Below are 18,528 nucleotides of genomic sequence, written 5' to 3'. Positions count from 1 at the left end.
GCCGAGTCGTAAAGCTCAGAAAGCTGTTATTGAACAAAGAAAGTTAAATCCTGTGCTTGACTCTTGTGGTTAAAAACAGGACATTTTAAATGGTTTATCGCATAGACATTTTAATTGGTGAATAACAGCCCTTGTAAGTCCAAAATAGAAATATCCGCTTTCAGACTCTGGCATTGATTATGCCACCTAACATTAAAAGTGACATTGGCCATACATTTTTAGCCAAATTATGCGTTGCCCAGATCCTCAGTATTAATCGGTAGAAAGTGTGCGTGATCTAGACTGCTCAAGCATAGATATTTGAGTACTTTCCGCCTGTAAAACTGGGTTAAGACGATTACTTTTCAATTTGATTTGCAAGCGCAGTTCATTATTGGAGTCCGTATTACGCTTAGCATATGGTGCATAAATTTTCGTGCTTCTTCTAAAAGCTCTAGCGCAAACATTGAGATCCCCAAGTGAACGGATTTGATATTTAAATATTTGAAAAATTTATATATTCAGAGAAATATACTGGTTTTTATTGTGTCTAGAGTTAGACAAGGACACAAACAGATTTTAATAATTTGATGAAAATTATCGTCACAATTATGTGACCTATTACAGGTTAATTATATTTATAAATAACTGCTTCCTGATATTCAAAAAAGCACTTTCCCCGCTGCTCAAGCAGAGAAAGTGGTTTTTAAATTTAGGCACTACGTTTCAGACAACTGATCGCTAAAGTATTGGCCACCTCCAGTAACAGTTGTCGTGTTTTTGTCCAGCCCAGACATCCATCAGTAACAGATTGACCATAAGTCATTTGCTCAGAAATTTTCTGGTTGCCATCTACCAAATGACTTTCTAGCATTACGCCACGAACATTGGTCTGTAAGCGTTCTGCTACGATCTGTTCCAGTACTTTAGGCTGTAGCATCGGATTTTTTGAGCTATTGCCATGACTACAGTCAATTACCAATGCCGGTAAGTCGATCTGATGTTTGGCCCGGATTTTCTCAATTTCTGACAATTGGTAATTTGGTCCGCTATTCGAGCCACGTAAAATCAAATGTGCTTTCGGATTACCTTGCGAGTGTAAAATACATGGTAAACCAGACTGGCTCATCCCCAAGAATTGATGCGGATGAGAGGCAGACTGGATGGCATCTAGTGCAATCTGGATCGAACCATCAGTACCATTTTTGAAACCGATGCTGTACGGCATATGGCTGGAAATTTCGCGATGAATTTGTGATTCGCTGGTACGTGCGCCAATCGCTCCCCAGGCCAATAGATCATCGAAATAAGCAGTTGCCATTGGGCTAAGAATTTCCGAAGCGATTGGCAGGCCCATTTCAATAATTTTTAGGTATAAGTCACGGGATTTTTCCAAGCCCAATTGCATATTGGATGAACCATCCAGATTTGGATCGTAAAGGAAACCTTTCCAACCCACCGTAGTCCGTGGTTTTTCAATATAAGCACGCATCACCAGGAAAATCTGATCAGATAGCTGTGACTGAAGTTGTTTTAATTTTTCTGCATAGTCTAGCGCGGAAGCTTCATCATGAATGGAACATGGGCCTGTGACCACCATTAAACGATGATCCTTGCCTTCTAATATATTTTGAATAGTTTGACGGTGTTCAGCGACTTGGCTGGCTAATTGCGAAGACAGTGGCAATTGCTGCTTAAGCTGCTGAGGTAAAATTAAAATGCTTTCAGCATGATGTTGTTGTGATGTATTTGGGGTATTCATGACTTTAATCCTGGGACTGGCAATCAGTCCAAACTTTTATTTGAGCGTTATGGGTCTAATCGAAGGTGTTGTGAGTGTCATTAGCTGACTAAAATAAGACCAATAAAAGTTGTTAAAGTATGAATAGTTAAAGTTTGTCATGGCTGTCTCCAAAATATTGTAAAAAATGAAAGGCATAAAAAAAACCTGATCAGGGTTGCCGATCAGGTATAAACTGGTGGGCAACCTTTTCATTGCCCAAACGCATTCAGGCAATTAGCTAAACTGCCAGAAATAAAAATATGCGTTTGAAATGATAGGTTGCTTTAACATGTTATGTCTTTCATAAAATGTGATTCTGAAATTAAAATACGCGCTCTGTGATCATTTGACAAGCATTAAATATAAAAAAATATTTATTAACTTTTCTACTTTTATTTATCGATCAATCAAACCGTGATATGTATCACTAAAATTAGTAAAACCCACAAACCTATTGCGGGTTTTACCAAAGAAACTTCAGTTTAATCCAAAGATTAAAAATTAACGTGAAACACGATTCCAGGCATCACGCACTGCAAATTTAGCCTGTTCCCAGTTTAAACGTGATTCGCCTTTTATTTTTTCCCATTTCAATCTCAAATCAGGTTCTACGTCTTCAAAACGAGTATGGGCATCATAGCTGCCACGGTTTTCATAACCAACTCGATAGGCCGTATCATAATCACGGTCATAATCCAGATCGCTATAGGTGGTACGAGCATCTGAATAGTATGGCGTATTGATCGAATTATCACGCCAGTAAGCCTGTTCTTCTGTTGGATTTATAGCTTCGCCTACACCTTTACCTGCCAGACCGCCAACAACAGCACCGACTACACCGCCGACAGCGACACCCACTGGACCGCCTGCAGCACCAATGGCTGCACCTGCCGCTGCGCCACCTGCAGCACCTACACCTGTACCCACAGGATGTGCGCCAGGCTCACCCGTAATTGGATCGGCATTTAAATCATCGCGGACATCTTTAGGCGCATTCTTAATTACATCACGATCAAAATTATCATTCGACATAGAGCTTATCCTTATTCTTTAAAATGGTTTTAGCACGTATCTTCATACGTCCTATTTAATATAAGCATCTGGCATGTAATGACATTAGCAGGCGTGTTTTGTTTCAGTGACTCTCTGTGAGGCTTTCATGCACTAATGTATCCTGAATCAAGTGAAAGCCGCATAAAAAAGACCGGTTTAATACCGGTCTTTTTTAAAATTGAAAAAGCTTAGTCAAAATGAATGACGGTACGAATTGACTTGCCTTCATGCATTAGGTCAAAAGCTTCATTGATCTGACCTAATGGCATGGTATGAGTCACAAAAGGTTCCAGCTGAATTTCACCTTTCATGGATTGCTCTACCATTCCCGGTAATTGTGAACGACCTTTCACCCCACCAAAAGCAGTACCCATCCATTTACGACCTGTGACTAACTGGAATGGACGGGTTGAAATTTCTTTACCTGCTCCGGCTACACCAATAATCACTGACTGACCCCAGCCACGGTGCGCACATTCTAGTGCTGAACGCATTACATCTACATTACCGATACATTCGAATGAATGGTCTACACCCCAACCAGTCATTTCGACAATCACTTGCTGAATCGGCTGATCATAGTCGTTTGGATTCAGGAAATCTGTCGCACCAAACTGTTTCGCCAGTTCAAATTTATCCGGATTGGTATCAATCACAATGATACGGCCGGCTTTGGCCTGACGTGCGCCTTGTACTACAGCAAGACCGATACCACCTAAACCAAATACTGCAACACTGTCACCTTCCTGAACTTTAGCGGTGTTATGTACTGCACCAATACCGGTAGTCACACCACAGCCCAGCAGGCAAACATGCTCATGGTTGGCTTCAGGATTAATTTTTGCCAGAGAAACTTCAGCAACCACGGTATATTCTGAAAAAGTTGAACAACCCATATAGTGATAGATCGGCTCGCCATTATAAGAGAAACGGGTCGTACCATCTGGCATGACACCTTTACCTTGCGTCGCCCGTACAGCAACACACAGGTTGGTCTTGCCTGATTTACAGAACAAGCATTCGCCACACTCAGCAGTATAAAGCGGAATCACGTGATCGCCCGGTTTCAGGCTGGTGACACCTTCACCGACTTCAACGACCACACCCGCACCTTCATGACCCAAGATTGCAGGAAATACACCTTCAGGATCTTCACCAGACAAGGTAAATGCATCGGTATGACACACGCCTGTATGGCTAATTTTTACCAGTACTTCACCTGCTTTTGGTGGAGCAACATCCACTTCTACAATTTCTAATGGCTAGCCTGGACCAAATGCAACTGCTGCACGTGATTTCATGTAAAACTGTCCTTTTTTTGCTGATTTACAGATGACTAACAGTAACCTCTTTCTATTCGGAGATTCAACTATTAACATCACAAGATAAGGAATAAAAGATCCTATAATTAATGGAACATCAATGACTAAACCTTCGCCTTTTGTATGTTTGAGCATTTTTACTTTTAGCATCATGCTTTCTGGCTGTGAACCGGCTCCCAACACTGCTGAAGAAGCGAAAATCACGCCAGTTCGACCTGCACACTGGATCGACAATCAACTTTCAAAACAGCAGATCAATAGCGGTAAAACGGCTTTTTTGCCGCTCTATGATGGCTTTATGAGTATGGCAGCGCGTCTGCACCTAATTAACAAAGCCAAATATCATCTGGATCTGCAATATTACATCTGGAAGGATGATTATATTGGCAATATGATCTTGTCTCAATTACTCAAAGCTGCCGATCGCGGTGTCAAAGTGCGGGTTCAGATTGATGATCAAAATGGCACCCAGCTTGATGACAAGCTTCTTGCTCTAAGCCAACATCCAAATTTTGAAGTCCGGATTTTTAATCCCTATAAATTTCGTCATTTACGTGCGCTGGATTATGGTTTCCGGATGAAAAAGGTTAATCATCGCATGCACAATAAATTAATCATTGCGGACGGAACTGCAGCCGTGACTGGTGGCCGGAATATCAGCAGTGAATATTTTGATGCCAGTGAAGATTTTCAATTCACCGATGTTGATATATTCTTCGCGGGGCAAAGCGTAACAGATGCCAATCAGACCTTTATTAACTTCTGGAATGATGATCTGAGTTATGATGTACGACAGGTGCTAAATGATGCCGGCCATCCTGAAATGCTCAAAAGGCTCAGAACTGAATTTGAACGTGAAGATGTTGATGAAACTGAACTCAAACGCCGGGTGGGCATTGCCGAGAAACAAGTCGAACAACACTTAAAAAAACAACCTATGCACTGGGCGGCAGCTTATTTTGTTGCGGATAGTCCCGCAAAAGCCCGTCCTCATGCCAAAAATGGCGATTATATTTATACCCATATGCTTGAATTAATGGGTGAGCCAAAAAAACATCTGGAACTAGTGTCCTCATATTTTATTCCCACGCAAAAAGGGGCCGACTATTTAACCCGCCGTGCGCAACAGGGTGTGAAAATCAGAATCCTGACTAACTCTTTTCAGGCCAATGATGTGGCCGCAGTGCATGCCTATTACCAGCAATATCGTCAGCAATTATTGAAAAGTGGCATCGAACTCTGGGAATTTAAACCCTACATTGTCCGTCCGGAACGGACCTGGTATGAAATTATGACCGGAGACATTATCCCGGCTAAAAACAAAAATAGCTCCAGTTTGCATGCCAAGTTTTTTGATCTGGATGGCATGGTTTTTGTCGGTTCATTTAATTTTGATCCGCGTTCAGCCTATCTGAATACCGAAGTCGGTCTGGTCATTGAATCGGAAGATTTTCAGAAGGAAATCACCAGTGCGATGGATCAGTACTTACCACGCGTGGCTTATCAACTTAAACTGAACGAAAAAAATGAAATGATTTGGCTGGAACATCAAAAAGATGGCCGTAGTATTCAGCATTTACATGATCCGGAAACTACAAAATTCCAGCGTTTTATGATGAATCTGGTGACGAAATTTCCCGGTGAATGGTTAATGTAATGACATTGGAGTGACCTTAAAATTACATGCTATGAAAAGCCCGTATTTCGAGAATAGCCGATTAACCTAACTTAGTCCAATCATCGTTTAAAGGGTTTTACAGTCTATTGCGCTTACTTTAGAATTACATTTTTCTCGTATTTTGCGCTTGTTCGCCCTCCACTCCCATGCAATTTTTTGATCTAAGCCGTCAGTTTAAGTTCAGTGATATTCTCACGCCTGTAAAAACTCTCCATGATTTATCCCAGCAAGAATGGTATTTGGCCAAAATTCGGGTGGAACATGACTGTTTGTCCGACTCCGATACTGTCGAGGGACAGGTAGTTTTGAAATCCAGTGAAAATATTCAGCTCGAACTGGAATGGCAGATTCAGGATAGTAGTTATGAATTACAGGTTTTATTTAAAGGTGTAGAAACTGAAGCCACTGATGAGACCGGTATCATGTTGAAAGGTGCACAACTGGTCGATGAACAGCAGCAAGTACTCTCTGCCCAAGCGTTAAGCTTATGGATTGATGGTACTCTTTTGCCGATGTTGCCTGAAATCCGTCAGGAAATTAAAGCACGTTTAAATTTGTGGGATTATGTCGAATACGATGACTAATCGCCGAATTTTGCATTTTTTAAAGAGCCCATGTGGCTCTTTTTTATAATCTGAGTGACGTTTTAGATTGATTAAACTGCCCTATCTTCAATTTTTTCAGGCAATGCCAAGCTAAATAAGTTGTTATAAAATTTATAAAAAATAAAAAGAGAATCACGACATGATTTCTGATAGTGAATGGCAACAGATTCGTCAGGTGGTCGCTGATGCACAACGGGCTGCCATGCATTGCTCTATTGCAACAGTCAACCCCAAAGGCTTTCCTAGTATTACTCCGATCGGAACCATATTTCTCAACAAAAAGACCAGTATCGGTTTCTTCTTTGATACTTATTCCACTACTTTTTCTGAGAATTTACAGCATCAGCCGATGGCATGCATACAGGCTGTGAACAGTAGCAAACTGTTTTGGTTTCATTCGTTACTTAAAGGTAAATTTAAACGTTATCCAGGAGTACGCTTATATGCAGAAATTGGTCCTTTACGTCCGGCCTCGCTTGAGGAAATACGACAGGTGGAGTCGCGTATTCGAGCTTTAAAATGGACCAAAGGTAGTCAGTTAATCTGGTCCAGCTTTCATCATGTCCGGGAGATGAAGATCAATAGCTATCGCTGGATCGAATATCCAAATATGTGAATAAATAAGGTCAATAACTTACAAATAGTAAGTTTATTTCTTATCTATAGCCAAAAAGCTCTTTAACCATTTTTCATCTGATTATTGGATTAAATATTAAACCAGACCCACATGCTCAAACATTGTCCGGTAACTTTCGGCTTTTTTCTCCAGAGAAACCGGATATGCTCGAGAAGATGAAGGCATGCGATATAAATGCAGATCACGTCCGACAAAATAAGCCTGACTTGGTTGCCCAATACTCGGCTTTAGAGTCCCTTCAGGCATGGACAGCATCATGGTGTCTGTGGCCTTGTCGCCTGTGGTCATAATATGATTACACTGCGGCATTTGGCTGAGCAGTTGCTCAATATTGGTGGGTACTACTATTTCCAAAAATTTGTCTGAAGCATTGCCCTTTAAACGCCGGATCTGATAGCCACTATCAAAAATCGCAATCCCCGTTTCTGTTAAAAACTCCCGGATCAATTGTTCCTGAAATTTTTTATTGGGTAGATCTAAAAAGTAATCTTTATTTTCAAAGAAAATCAGTCCAAAAATCCGCCACATATCATTTTGATAGTTTGGATAATAAAAGTTCATTTTCCAGCGTGTGGCAGGTGGCGGAAAACTACCCAACATCAGTAATTTGGCATTGGGCGGTAAAAATGGCGGTAGCGGATGCGTTTCAATATCAGACATAGAATTAACTAAATTGAGAGATTTCAACTATTTTAGAAGGTCTTCCGAATCTTGCCAGCTACTTCTTGTCCCCAAAGTGTATAAACTTCCTTACTCGGATGAAAACCATCTGCAGCCATTTGTAAATTCATGGCACGATACTTCTCAATATCGTATTCAATCCATTGCATATTCACTTGCTGATTCACAAAATTTTCTAGTTGCTGGTTCATCTGTTTAGCATACTGGCCAAATAGCCAGGCTAAAGGATTCGGTAGCGCCGGAAACATATTCATTGGCGGCACACCGGCAGCAATGATCAGTTTCGGACTAAATTTTTGCTGAATTTTACTATAAAGCTGTTCCTGCTTCTGAATCCAAACCTCGACAGGTATCAGTTTGGTCACATCATTGACGCCAACCGACGTGACGATTACATCATAGTGCTGGACTTCTATTTGGTCCAAAGCATGAATTACTTTTGAGCTGGTATCGCCTGTTTTGGCCTGTAATTTCCAGTCAATTTCAAAGTCATCTTTCAGTTCATGCAGAATTGCACCCAGTAATGCGTCATCCTGATGTTCTACTCCTACACCTGCTGCTGCCGAATCCCCTAAAATCAGCAGAGACAGTTTGTTGCCGGTTCCGGTTTGACCTTCACGTGCACCTTCAGGTTCCGGCAGTCTTAGGGTATTTTTCTTGACGCGATTACCCTGAATGACGAGTGCAGGAATCAAGGCAATGGTGGCGGCTTTCAGCAACATAGTGGGCTAATTTATATAAAGATATACTTGATTTTACCTGAGTTTATTCTTTTGAACTATTTCCTCAGCAATCATTTTAGATGAATGTTCACCTAAATTTGACTGAGATAGGATTCTTGCAAAATATAGGCTTATACATCTTGCCCTTGGGTAAATCACAAAGGATAAATATAAAAAAATCCCGCTTAAAAACGGGATTTTTATGACAATCAAAGCTTAGATTTTATAGTCATTCCAGCGATTCATACGCTTAAAGGTTCCCACATCATTAAAACGCACGCCCACTTCTTTCATTACTTTATGCGCCGTTTTAGACGTCAGTTGACGGATATAAAATGGCTCCTTGACTACAAAGTGATGAATCGCATGGGTCGAACCAAAATTACAGCAGAATAACTGGAACGGGACCATCCACCATGGATTGAGCACTTGGGTTTGTTTGATCACATCACGTGGATCAATATCGCCATAGTAATGCATATTTGAACTGACAAACTGCAAGCTAAAAGAACGGATAAAGTTCGGAATCACCCAGATGACTGCCAGCAGATTCACGATCGGCATCGTGTTGACAATACCTTGTGACCAGAGCATCTCATAACCAAATAGCGGTGCAATCGCATTTAAACCATGAAAAACCACAAACAGATAGCACAATCCATAGTAAATAATGCTGAGAGGTAAAAAGCCGAATAACTGAGAAATCATGGCAATTTTACGTTCTTTTTCAGGCTGTTTTTCCAGAAAAAGATGAATCATCTTAAACATCTGAAATGGACGCAGATACACTGACATCAACTGGTCACTAATGACCAGAATTCGGCGAATGCCCCAAGGCATACCATTACTGATGCCACGTTCTTCCAGGTCATGTTCAGTGCCTGAATATTTATGATGATGCAAATGTAAACGACGACGTGCCCACGGACTGATGGTGTTTGGACGTGCCAACCAGACCAGTGCTAACATCAAATGATGTGCCCAAGGTGTTTTTTTGAAATACATATAATGAATCAGGTCATGTTCCAATTCATGGGTCAATGACGCAAAAATCGCAATCAAGGGAATGGTAAACCATGCTGAGAGATAACCTGTTCCATATGCTACCGCGCATGCAATCATGCCTGCCCAGGCAAAGCCTAAAATACTCGCACCGATAAAGTTCTGATGTTTGAGTATGGGATAACGAGCACGCACCTCTTCCCCGGCCTGGGTAACGATACTTCTGACCTTGGAGATTCGCTGCTGGTCAGTCATATCCGCAGATGTAGACATATGGACAACCTTTAATTTCTGGACGGTTGTACATTAAAGGAAATTCTAAAAAAGAGAAGTTATCTTTCCACTTTTAGAGTGAGTATGTCTAAGTTTTGGACAGTTTGGAAAAGTTCTTAAAATTGGCGAAAATTAGGAAAAGTTAAAGAGGGTCTTTCTCATGAAACGAAAATTTAAAAGTAATTGATTTAATTGCAAATTCATCAATAAAATAAAAATATAATTTTTGATAATTTAAAACTTTATTTTAATAATCAATATATTAGGATTTATAAAATTTCGCTTTTTTGTAAATTCAAGCTATACATTTTTTAGAAAAAAATACTGATTCAGAAATTTTTCTCAGTTTGTCATAAAAAATAAAAAGAGAAGCGCTCTAGCTTCTCTTTTTATAGATCTAAGAGCGCTTTTAACCTAACTTGTTCACCAGTTTAAGTGGTAATACTTTCATGGCTAGACCGAGTGGCAACCAAGGCCATTTCGGCACATAAGCCTTAACTGGTGCTTTTTCAATTTCTGCTGCCAATAAACGCGAACCAGTTTTTTCATCTACTTCAAAAGGTAGCTTTTTTGCCCCTTCATTAATTTCAGTACGAATATATCCTGGGAAAATGGTGGTCACTTTTATTGGCGTATCGATCAATTCAGCTCGAATGCCTTCCGCTAAATGAGCCACGCCGGCCTTACTTGCACCATAAGCCGTTAAATGTTTTGGCATACCGCGCATTGCACTCATAGATGAAATCATCACCAGATGGCCAGAGTTTTGTGCACGGAAGATTTCAACTGCAGCTTCACATTGTGCTAATGCCGAAATAAAGTTGGTTTCAACCGTGGCTTTATTGATAGCAAAATTACCTTTACCAATCCGGCGGCCCTCACCGACACCAGCATTCACAATAACTCGGTCAATGGTGCCAAAGTCTTCTTTAAAAGCACGAAACACTTCAAACACTTGATCGTAATCGGTGACATCTAGTGTTTTGGCAATGACTTTGATGCCATATTGGCTTTCCAGTTCCTGCTTTAAGATTTCCAGACGCTCCAAACGACGTGCACAAATCGCCAGGTTATAGCCTTTTTTCGCAAATTCACGTGCCATACCGGCGCCGATCCCTGAACTTGCACCGGTAATTAAAATTGTTTTAGCCATGTATTTACCCTATTCCTTTATTTTTCTAGCGTATTAGGTTTTCAATCTCATTTTAAATCCAGGTCAATAAGTCTGGACGCTGTGCTTTAATAAAATGATGTTCATTTAAACTGAGTAGTTGCGGTTCATTACCCACCAGACGTAGTGTCGTGATACTGGTATTGGTAATCGCCCAGTTCAGAGCAAAGGTTTTCTCCGGACTAAGGCCCAAAATTTTGCCTACAGCCACAGAAATCACCCCACCTGAGGTATAAACTACTGCATAGCGTGGTCGGCTTTTGGACAACTGGTCACACAGATTTTCTAAGCCGCTTTCCACGCGTGCTTTGAAACTTGGCCAAGATTCATCATATTCATGGTGATAATCATCGCCAGTCCAGCGTGCAATTGCACCGCTAAAAATCTTGCTCAGATAATCCCGTGGATTTTCATGTTCTGATACATCCTGTTTCAGCAATTCAGGCTGATTAAAGCGCGGCTCATAACGGGCGAATACCTGCTGATGATTAAATTCATTCCAGGCACTATCGGTCAGAATCTCACTTTCCGGAAAACATTTGTCCAGTGATAATTGCGCTGTCTGTTGATGGCGTTGCATGGAACCAGCCACCACATAAGGCGCTTCTTTCAGGATTTCTTCAAAATAGCGACCCAAAAGCTTTGCCTGTAACTCGCCGTTGGGCGAAAGTTGATCGTAACTTTCTGCGCCAAAAGAGGCCTGGCCATGCCGGATCAAGTAAATGGTTGTCATTTTGGCATTATCTCTTTAAATTTAAGCACATACTTTTGTGCAATCTCATTGGCTTCCAGTTTTTGCTTGCCAATCAGTTTTAAGGCACGAATATGCAAGGCATGAATCACCACCCAAAAATCCTTGAACGCTGGATTATTAGTCTGTTTATGGTAATAACGATAATAGATCTGCTGGGCAATCACCGCGAGACGGAAAATTCCGAACACCTCATAAAACGCCCAGTTTTCCGGTTGCAGGCCGGTTTTTCCCAAGTAGTAATCCACCACTTCTTTACGGGTAAACATACCTTTTAGATTGGTCGGCTGGCGGCGTGTTGCCTTAAAGATGGCATTGTCAGTATCTTCCACCCAATAGGCTAAAGCAGAACCTAGGTCCATGAGCGGATCGCCGAGTGTCGCCATTTCCCAGTCCAGTACGCCAATCACTTCAGTCGGATTTTCCGGATTTAAGATGACATTATCAAAACGCCAGTCATTATGAATCACACAGGTTTTAGAATCTGAAGGAATATTATCTTTAAGCCAGTTGCGCACATATTTAAACGATGGAACATTTAAAGTTTTAGCCTTTTCATAACGTACATCCCAGCCTTCGACCTGACGGCGACAATAGCCTTCACCCTTACCGAGATTTTCAAGTTCAGTTCCTTGATAAGGCACCTGATGCAATTCGATCAGTTTATCAATCACATTGATACATAAAGTCCGGATATCGGATTCAGTAAGCTGCAGCTCAGCTGGCATTTTGGCGCGAGGAATAATTCCTTCAAGCCGTTTCATCACATAGAAATCACAACCAATCACTGATTCATCCTGACAAAGCGCCACCATTTCAGGCACCACCGGATAATGTTCAGACAAGGCTTTTTGTACATGATATTCACGTGCCATATCATGGGCTGATTTGGCTTTGGTACCTTGCGGCGGACGACGTAAAATTAGATCGGCATTGGTATACTGTAAACGGTAGGTCCAGTTTGAAGCTCCGCCTGAATATTGGGTCACTTGCACAGGGCCTTCAACATTCACATTTTGCTGAATTAGCCAATTGGTGATGGCTTGTACATCCAGTTCTTCACCTGCACGAACTGCTCCACCTACATCAATAACCGCCATAATTTTTCCTTAAAATTTTTTAATACGTTGCAATCTTCTATTTAAGCCAGTTTATTTTTTGTGGCGTGTACTGTAGCCACGTTTTGCCAGTTCCAGTTTGGCAATCATGCCCTTATGCACTTCATCCGGGCCATCAGCCAAACGTAAGGCACGTGCCTGGGCAAAGAATCCGGTCAGTGGCGTATCACGAGAGACACCGGCACCGCCGTGGATCTGGATGGCCATATCGACAACTTTTTCCAGCACACTTGGCGCAACGACTTTAATTGCAGAAATTTCAGTCAGTGCCGCCATATTCCCTAAAGTATCCATTTTATAGGCTGCATACAAGGTCAAAAGACGTGCCTGATCAATCGCAACCCGTGCTTCCGCGACACGTTCCAAGTTACCGCCAAGTTTTAAAATCTCTTTGCCAAATGCTGTCCGGCTCATGCCTCGGTCAATCATCAACTCTAAGGATTTTTCCGCAGCCCCGATGCAGCGCATACAATGATGAATACGGCCTGGCCCTAAACGGCCTTGGGCAATTTCAAAACCCTGACCGGCGCCACCAATAAAATTCGCTACCGGAACGCGGACATTTTCAAAGCTGACTTCCCCATGGCCATGTGGCGCATCATAGTCACCAAATACAGGCAGCATACGTTCAATTTTTACCCCTGCGGTATCTACCGGAACTAGAACCATCGAATGCTGATGATGACGGTCTTTTGTTTCATCTGGAGTATGCGCCATAAAAATAATAATTTTGGCATTTGGATCGCCCATACCTGATGACCACCATTTACGACCATTGAGAATAATCTCATCACCTTCCACCATCGCCGTTGCCTGCATATTGGTCGCATCACTGGATGCGACTGCAGGTTCAGTCATACAAAAGACCGAACGGATTTTCCCTTCTAATAGTGGCTTCAGCCATTGCTGTTTTTGTTCTTCAGAACCATAACGCCACAATACTTCCATATTGCCGCTATCTGGCGCATTACAGTTAAATACGATTGGTGCAATCAGGCTACGTCCGGAAAGTTCGGCAATATGCGCATATTCCTGAACCGATAAACCTTGGCCAAGTTCAGGACAAGGGAGAAACATATTCCAAAGGCCTGCTGCCTTGGCTTTGGATTTTAAGCTTTCCAGTTCTGCTGGCCATTGCCATTTGGTCCAGTCACTGCCTTGATTCAACTCGTGAACCTGCTGCCAGAAATCAGCTTCAACTGGTTCAATTTCATCAGCAATAAATTTTTTGGTTCTATTTAAATAATCTTGTGCACGTGCTGAAAGCTCAAACATCTCTTTATCCCTCTAAATATTCTAATTCATACACTTTACAACACCTTAACCCAAAACCTATTATGAATAAAATGATTTTATCCCATACATTATTATGCATAGTATTCATTCTAAAACAGTCATGGACCTGCGAAATTTTCATCGTATCGACATTAACCTTTATCCGCTTTTTATGGCAATTTATGAGCAGAACAGTATTTCTAAAGCTGCACAAATTTTATCAATCAGCCAGTCTGCTGCTAGTCATGCTTTACAACGTTTAAGGCAGCATTTACAGGATGATTTATTTGTACGTACTGGTAGCAAAATGCAACCTACGCCGTTTGCGGAACAGATCTATCCTGAGCTGAAGAATGCACTTTTTGCAATTCAAAATATTTCAATACAACATCAGCAGTTCAGACCAGAAATGATTCAGAGTTTGAAAATTGCCGTTCATGATGAAATTGAGCCAATGATCTTTCCCAGACTCGTTCAGCACTTTCAGCAACTCAATCTGGAAATTCAACTTAGCAGCATGAAGCTGGACCGTAAAAATATAGCAGCAGACCTCGCCTCTCAACAGATTGATTTTGTCATAGATCTGGAACAAAACATTGCTGAAAAAATCCAGTTTGAACGCCTGGTGCAAGATGAATTTGTAGTGTGTACACAATTAACAGAAATGAATGAGCAGATTTATCTTGCCTCGCCTCATATTGGCGTGTCATCACGCCGTACTGGTGTTTTGGTTGAAGATATTTATTTAAGTCGGAAACAATATTCACGACAGATTTTTTTACGCTGTCAGCATTACTCAACTGCTCTGCAAATTCTGGAGCAGCAAAAGACAGCCATGCTGACTATTCCTAAAAATGTATTGACGCATTTACAATTGGCTACCAGTCTAAATATTTTTGAAGTCCCTGTGGAACTGCCGAAAATTAATATGGGGATGTATTGGCATAAGGATTTGCAAGAGAATAAAAGACATCAATTTTTGAGAGCTGAAATTTATAAAATTTTTACTTAGGCTATTTATAAAGAAATTTAAATTGCTTAGGCTATTTTATATATAAGTTTAGATGGTTGCAGATTCATCTTTTCGCCAGAAAAATATACTTAGGCTATTTTAGCTGGTACAAAACTAAACACTGAGTGATTAGCTTTTAATCCGTAGATCTACTGGCTTTGCTCTAAAATGGCTCGACTTTTAGCTGTGATTTTACAGCTGGTTTTGCTGATTTGGATCTTGCCTTTGTTAAATCTCTCCATCACCTGGCAAATTGTGCTGGGCTTAGTATTGCTATGTTTTTCTTATTATCTGCTGCATAAAATTACAGTTTATTTAAAAGATGTTTTCCGCCCTTTTAAGAAAGGCAAAAAATACTGGTGCCGTGTAAAAGCCGTAAGTGATGGTGATACCCTCACCTGCTACCGTTTTAATATTCGTCGCTCTGAGACCAAATTGCGCTTTGCTTTTGTCGATGCCCCTGAATCATCACAAGCCTATGGTAAAGAATCGCAACGTCTGGTCAAAAGCATGGTGAATAATAAAATGGTTCGGGTCAAGATAACCGACATTGACCGTTATGGTCGCTGTGTGGGTGTCGTCTATCGCTATCGCAAAAATATCAATGAAGAGATTGTCAAACGTGGTGCAGCGTGGGTCTATGAAGAATATATCAAGGACAAAACCCATTTACGCTATATGATGGAACTGCAAAATAAAGCCAAGAAACAGAAAAAAGGCCTTTGGAAAAGTAGCCGTCCTGTACGTCCAAGTGTTTATCGTAAACAGGTAAAATCGTAAATTTGGTTTTATCAAAGATAAACGGCAAATAATAAAAAGTGATCAGTACATTCAGATCACTTTTTTCATTTTTTTAGTTTTACTAATTTAATAAGCCAAATGCACCAGAAAGCGGAATGCGCCAGCAATCAGGGCCAGCGTTAAAAATCCTGCCAGCCATAATCCTACAAACCATAATGCCTGTTTGCCTTTCATGACCACTCCTTAATGATAGCCATCATCGCCGACCCTGACCTTATGCCGGAATACCCAATAGGACATACCCGTATAAATCACAATAATAGGAATCAGGATCAAGGCACCAATCAAGGCAAATAGCTGGCTATTTTCATGCGCTGCTGCCTGCCAGATAGTCACGCTCGGCGGGATAATATATGGCCATAGACTAATCAAGAATCCGGTATAAGCAAGGAAAACCAGAAAAAGCATATAGGTAAATGGGCCTAATTCACTACGTCTTTTACAGGCACGTAAGGCCAGCCAGGTAAATAGCAGAACCAGAACTGGAACTGGCATAAAATAGGTAAATTGTGGCTGACTAAACCAGCGTTCAGCAATCTGAGGATGAGTCAACGGCGTATAAATACTGACAGCACCCAATATGATCAGCAAGGCAATAATCAGCTTAGGCATCAGTTTAAACATTCGATCTTGTAAGTCATCTCCGGTTTTATAGATCAGCCAGCCACAGCCTAATGCCGCATAGAGCACCACCACACTGATTCCGGTGAAAATACTGAATGGAGTGAGCCAGTCCAGACCACCTCCAACATAGACACCATTTCGGGTTTCAATGCCCTGAATATAGGCGCCTAAAATCATGCCTTGCAGGAAACTGGTGATCGCAGAACCACCGATAAAGGCTTTATCCCACCAATGCTTACTGCGGTTTGCCTTGAAGCGGAACTCAAAAGCCACGCCGCGGAAAATCAAGGCAATCACCATCAGAATAATTGGCATATACAGTGCCGAGAGTACGGTCGAGTAAGCAAGTGGGAAAGCTGCAAATAACCCTGCACCACCCAGTACCATCCAGGTTTCATTGCCATCCCAGACCGGAGCCACGGTATTCATCATGACATCACGTTCATCCTGATGCGGAAAGAAAGGAAACAAGATGCCGATGCCCAGATCGAAACCATCGAGAATGGTATAAATCAATACACCCAAACCAATAATCACAATCCAGATTAATGATAAATCAATCATTTTTTGTCCTCCTGATCCGGTTGTTCAGGAACTTCTTCGATACGTTCGCGAATACTACTTAATGGTCGACGCGAGGCCTGAACCACATCGCTATCTGATTCATGATCTGGTCGGGTATGAATAAAATCCGGGCCTTTGTGCATCAGGCGCAACATGTAGTAAATCCCGATACCAAATACCACACAGTAGACAACTACAAAAATAATCAGGGTCAGCCCCACCTGTTCAGCGGAAACCGGAGACAATGCATCCTTGGTTCGCATGATGCCGTAGACTACCCAAGGCTGACGGCCGACTTCTGTGGTAAACCATCCCGCAAGCATGGCAATAAATCCGGAAGGTCCCATAATCAGGGCAAATCGGTGCAATGCACGGGACTCATAAAAGCGACCACGGGTACGTGCCCACGCTCCCCATAACGCCAGTAACAGCATCAATACGCCGAGTCCGACCATAATCCGGAAGCTCCAGAACACCACCAGCGAATTCGGCCGGTCTTCAGGCGCAAAGTCTTTAAGTCCTGTAACCTTTCCATCCATCGAGTGGGTTAGAATCAAGCTACCCAAGTTGGGAATTGCGACTGCATATTTGGTTTCTTCGGCCTCCATATCTGGAATACCAAAGAGATATAAGGGCATGCCTTCGTCATGATTGGTTTCCCAGTGCCCTTCCATGGCTGCAAGTTTGGCTGGCTGATGTTCAAGGGTATTAATACCGTGCATATCACCGACGATGACCTGTAAGGGCGCGAGTACCAGAAGCAGCCACATCGCCATGGAAAATGAAGTCTTGACCAGTGCATCACGACGGCCTTTGATGAGGTGCCATGCGGCTGTAGCAGCGACCAGTAAGGCGGAAACCAGAAAGGCAGCCATGGCCATATGGGCCAGACGATAAGGGAAAGATGGGTTAAACACGATAGCAAGCCAGTCTTGCGGAACAATCAGGCCATTTTCAATCGCAAAGCCTTGTGGGGTCTGCATCCAGCTATTGGACGATAGAATCCAGAACATGGAAATACAGGTGCCTATCGCAACCATCAAGGTCGAGAAAAAGTGCGCCTTTGGTCCCACTCGCCCCCAGCCAAATAACATGATGCCCAGAAAGCCCGCTTCCAGAAAGAAAGCGGTGAGTACTTCATAGGCCAATAAAGGTCCAGTCACGCTGCCTGCCACCCGGGAAAACTCACTCCAGTTGGTTCCAAACTGGTAGCTCATGACCACACCAGAGACGACACCCATCCCGAATGCCACAGCGAAAATTTTCACCCAGAATTTGAATAGATCCTGAAAAATCGGATTTTGGGTTTTGAGCCAGCGCCATTCCAGAATGGCCAGAAAGCTGGCCAAGCCAATAGAAATTGCCGGAAAAATGATATGAAAAGATACAGTAAAGGCGAACTGTATTCGTGCTAACTCTAATGCAGTTAAACCCAGAGTCATAAGCTTCACCTATGCATTGTTATTTGGCATCTTTG

At 42.0% G+C, this 18,528-nt stretch carries 18 protein-coding genes; 5 read left to right on the top strand and 13 right to left on the bottom strand.

Features of this window, described 5'->3' with window-relative positions:
- Positions 1-691 precede the first annotated feature (691 nt).
- From FTT86_RS12710 to FTT86_RS12700, 3 genes are all read right to left on the bottom strand, one after another.
- Positions 692-1,741, bottom strand: a complete 1,050-nt coding sequence (locus FTT86_RS12710) for a 3-deoxy-7-phosphoheptulonate synthase (protein WP_180181318.1) — start codon at positions 1,739-1,741, stop codon at positions 692-694.
- A 522-nt stretch (positions 1,742-2,263) separates the two neighbouring features.
- The gene (locus tag FTT86_RS12705) at positions 2,264-2,794 is read right to left on the bottom strand and encodes a hypothetical protein (protein WP_180181317.1); all 531 of its coding nucleotides are present in this window, start codon (positions 2,792-2,794) and stop codon (positions 2,264-2,266) included.
- 209 nt (positions 2,795-3,003) lie between these two features.
- Complete coding sequence (locus FTT86_RS12700) at positions 3,004-4,068, bottom strand: S-(hydroxymethyl)glutathione dehydrogenase/class III alcohol dehydrogenase (protein ID WP_311771907.1); 1,065 nt, start codon at positions 4,066-4,068, stop codon at positions 3,004-3,006.
- 169 nt (positions 4,069-4,237) lie between these two features.
- Here FTT86_RS12700 and FTT86_RS12695 point away from each other — a divergent pair, with 169 nt between their 5' ends.
- The 3 genes from FTT86_RS12695 to FTT86_RS12685 all read left to right on the top strand — a co-directional run bounded on the left by FTT86_RS12695 (position 4,238) and on the right by FTT86_RS12685 (position 7,036).
- Entirely contained in the window at positions 4,238-5,794 is a 1,557-nt protein-coding gene (locus FTT86_RS12695; protein WP_180087527.1) for a phospholipase D family protein, read from the top strand.
- 167 nt (positions 5,795-5,961) lie between these two features.
- On the top strand, positions 5,962-6,399 hold the full coding sequence (locus tag FTT86_RS12690) for a hypothetical protein (protein ID WP_005106837.1): 438 nt from the start codon (positions 5,962-5,964) through the stop codon (positions 6,397-6,399).
- 160 nt (positions 6,400-6,559) lie between these two features.
- Complete coding sequence (locus FTT86_RS12685; RefSeq protein WP_180181316.1) at positions 6,560-7,036, top strand: pyridoxamine 5'-phosphate oxidase family protein; 477 nt, start codon at positions 6,560-6,562, stop codon at positions 7,034-7,036.
- Between the two features lie 96 nt (positions 7,037-7,132).
- On the opposite strand, the gene FTT86_RS12680 is transcribed toward FTT86_RS12685, so the two are convergent.
- The 7 genes from FTT86_RS12680 to FTT86_RS12650 form a co-directional block, all read right to left on the bottom strand.
- Positions 7,133-7,717 carry a uracil-DNA glycosylase family protein gene (locus tag FTT86_RS12680; protein WP_180087530.1) on the bottom strand — a complete coding sequence of 195 codons (585 nt, stop codon included), beginning with the start codon at positions 7,715-7,717 and terminating at the stop codon, positions 7,133-7,135.
- A gap of 32 nt (positions 7,718-7,749) precedes the next feature.
- Positions 7,750-8,460, bottom strand: coding sequence for an SGNH/GDSL hydrolase family protein (locus FTT86_RS12675; RefSeq protein ID WP_004280437.1), 711 nt, complete (start codon positions 8,458-8,460; stop codon positions 7,750-7,752).
- 216 nt (positions 8,461-8,676) lie between these two features.
- The gene (locus FTT86_RS12670) at positions 8,677-9,735 is read right to left on the bottom strand and encodes a fatty acid desaturase (RefSeq protein ID WP_005100136.1); all 1,059 of its coding nucleotides are present in this window, start codon (positions 9,733-9,735) and stop codon (positions 8,677-8,679) included.
- Positions 9,736-10,144: 409 nt separating this feature from the next.
- Complete coding sequence (locus tag FTT86_RS12665) at positions 10,145-10,888, bottom strand: SDR family oxidoreductase (RefSeq protein WP_004280440.1); 744 nt, start codon at positions 10,886-10,888, stop codon at positions 10,145-10,147.
- A gap of 52 nt (positions 10,889-10,940) precedes the next feature.
- Positions 10,941-11,639, bottom strand: coding sequence for a histidine phosphatase family protein (locus FTT86_RS12660; RefSeq protein ID WP_004280442.1), 699 nt, complete (start codon positions 11,637-11,639; stop codon positions 10,941-10,943).
- Entirely contained in the window at positions 11,636-12,757 is a 1,122-nt protein-coding gene (locus tag FTT86_RS12655) for a phosphotransferase family protein (protein WP_005251968.1), read from the bottom strand. The genes FTT86_RS12660 and FTT86_RS12655 overlap by 4 nt, the downstream gene beginning before the upstream one ends.
- Positions 12,758-12,808: 51 nt before the next feature.
- Entirely contained in the window at positions 12,809-14,050 is a 1,242-nt protein-coding gene (locus tag FTT86_RS12650) for an acyl-CoA dehydrogenase family protein (protein WP_085064431.1), read from the bottom strand.
- Positions 14,051-14,144: 94 nt separating this feature from the next.
- On the opposite strand from FTT86_RS12650, the gene FTT86_RS12645 reads away from it, so the two are divergent.
- Complete coding sequence (locus tag FTT86_RS12645) at positions 14,145-15,062, top strand: LysR family transcriptional regulator (RefSeq protein WP_180181315.1); 918 nt, start codon at positions 14,145-14,147, stop codon at positions 15,060-15,062.
- A 168-nt stretch (positions 15,063-15,230) separates the two neighbouring features.
- The gene (locus FTT86_RS12640; RefSeq protein WP_180181314.1) at positions 15,231-15,842 is read left to right on the top strand and encodes a thermonuclease family protein; all 612 of its coding nucleotides are present in this window, start codon (positions 15,231-15,233) and stop codon (positions 15,840-15,842) included.
- Between the two features lie 87 nt (positions 15,843-15,929).
- On the opposite strand, the gene FTT86_RS12635 is transcribed toward FTT86_RS12640, so the two are convergent.
- From FTT86_RS12635 to FTT86_RS12625, 3 genes are read right to left on the bottom strand one after another with little or no spacing between them, the layout of a single operon-like run.
- A complete protein-coding gene (locus FTT86_RS12635; protein ID WP_004647088.1) occupies positions 15,930-16,037 on the bottom strand; it encodes a hypothetical protein in 108 nt (35 codons plus the stop codon).
- A 9-nt stretch (positions 16,038-16,046) separates the two neighbouring features.
- Positions 16,047-17,051, bottom strand: a complete 1,005-nt coding sequence (gene cydB / locus FTT86_RS12630) for a cytochrome d ubiquinol oxidase subunit II (protein WP_180181313.1) — start codon at positions 17,049-17,051, stop codon at positions 16,047-16,049.
- Positions 17,048-18,493, bottom strand: coding sequence for a cytochrome ubiquinol oxidase subunit I (locus tag FTT86_RS12625; protein WP_004280451.1), 1,446 nt, complete (start codon positions 18,491-18,493; stop codon positions 17,048-17,050). The genes cydB and FTT86_RS12625 overlap by 4 nt, the downstream gene beginning before the upstream one ends.
- Positions 18,494-18,528 lie beyond the last annotated feature (35 nt).

Source organism: Acinetobacter sp. YH01021 (genome assembly GCF_013420255.1).
GTDB lineage: Bacteria > Pseudomonadota > Gammaproteobacteria > Pseudomonadales > Moraxellaceae > Acinetobacter.
Note: the sequence above shows the minus strand (reverse complement) of the source record. Positions and strands in the feature narration are given on the sequence as shown.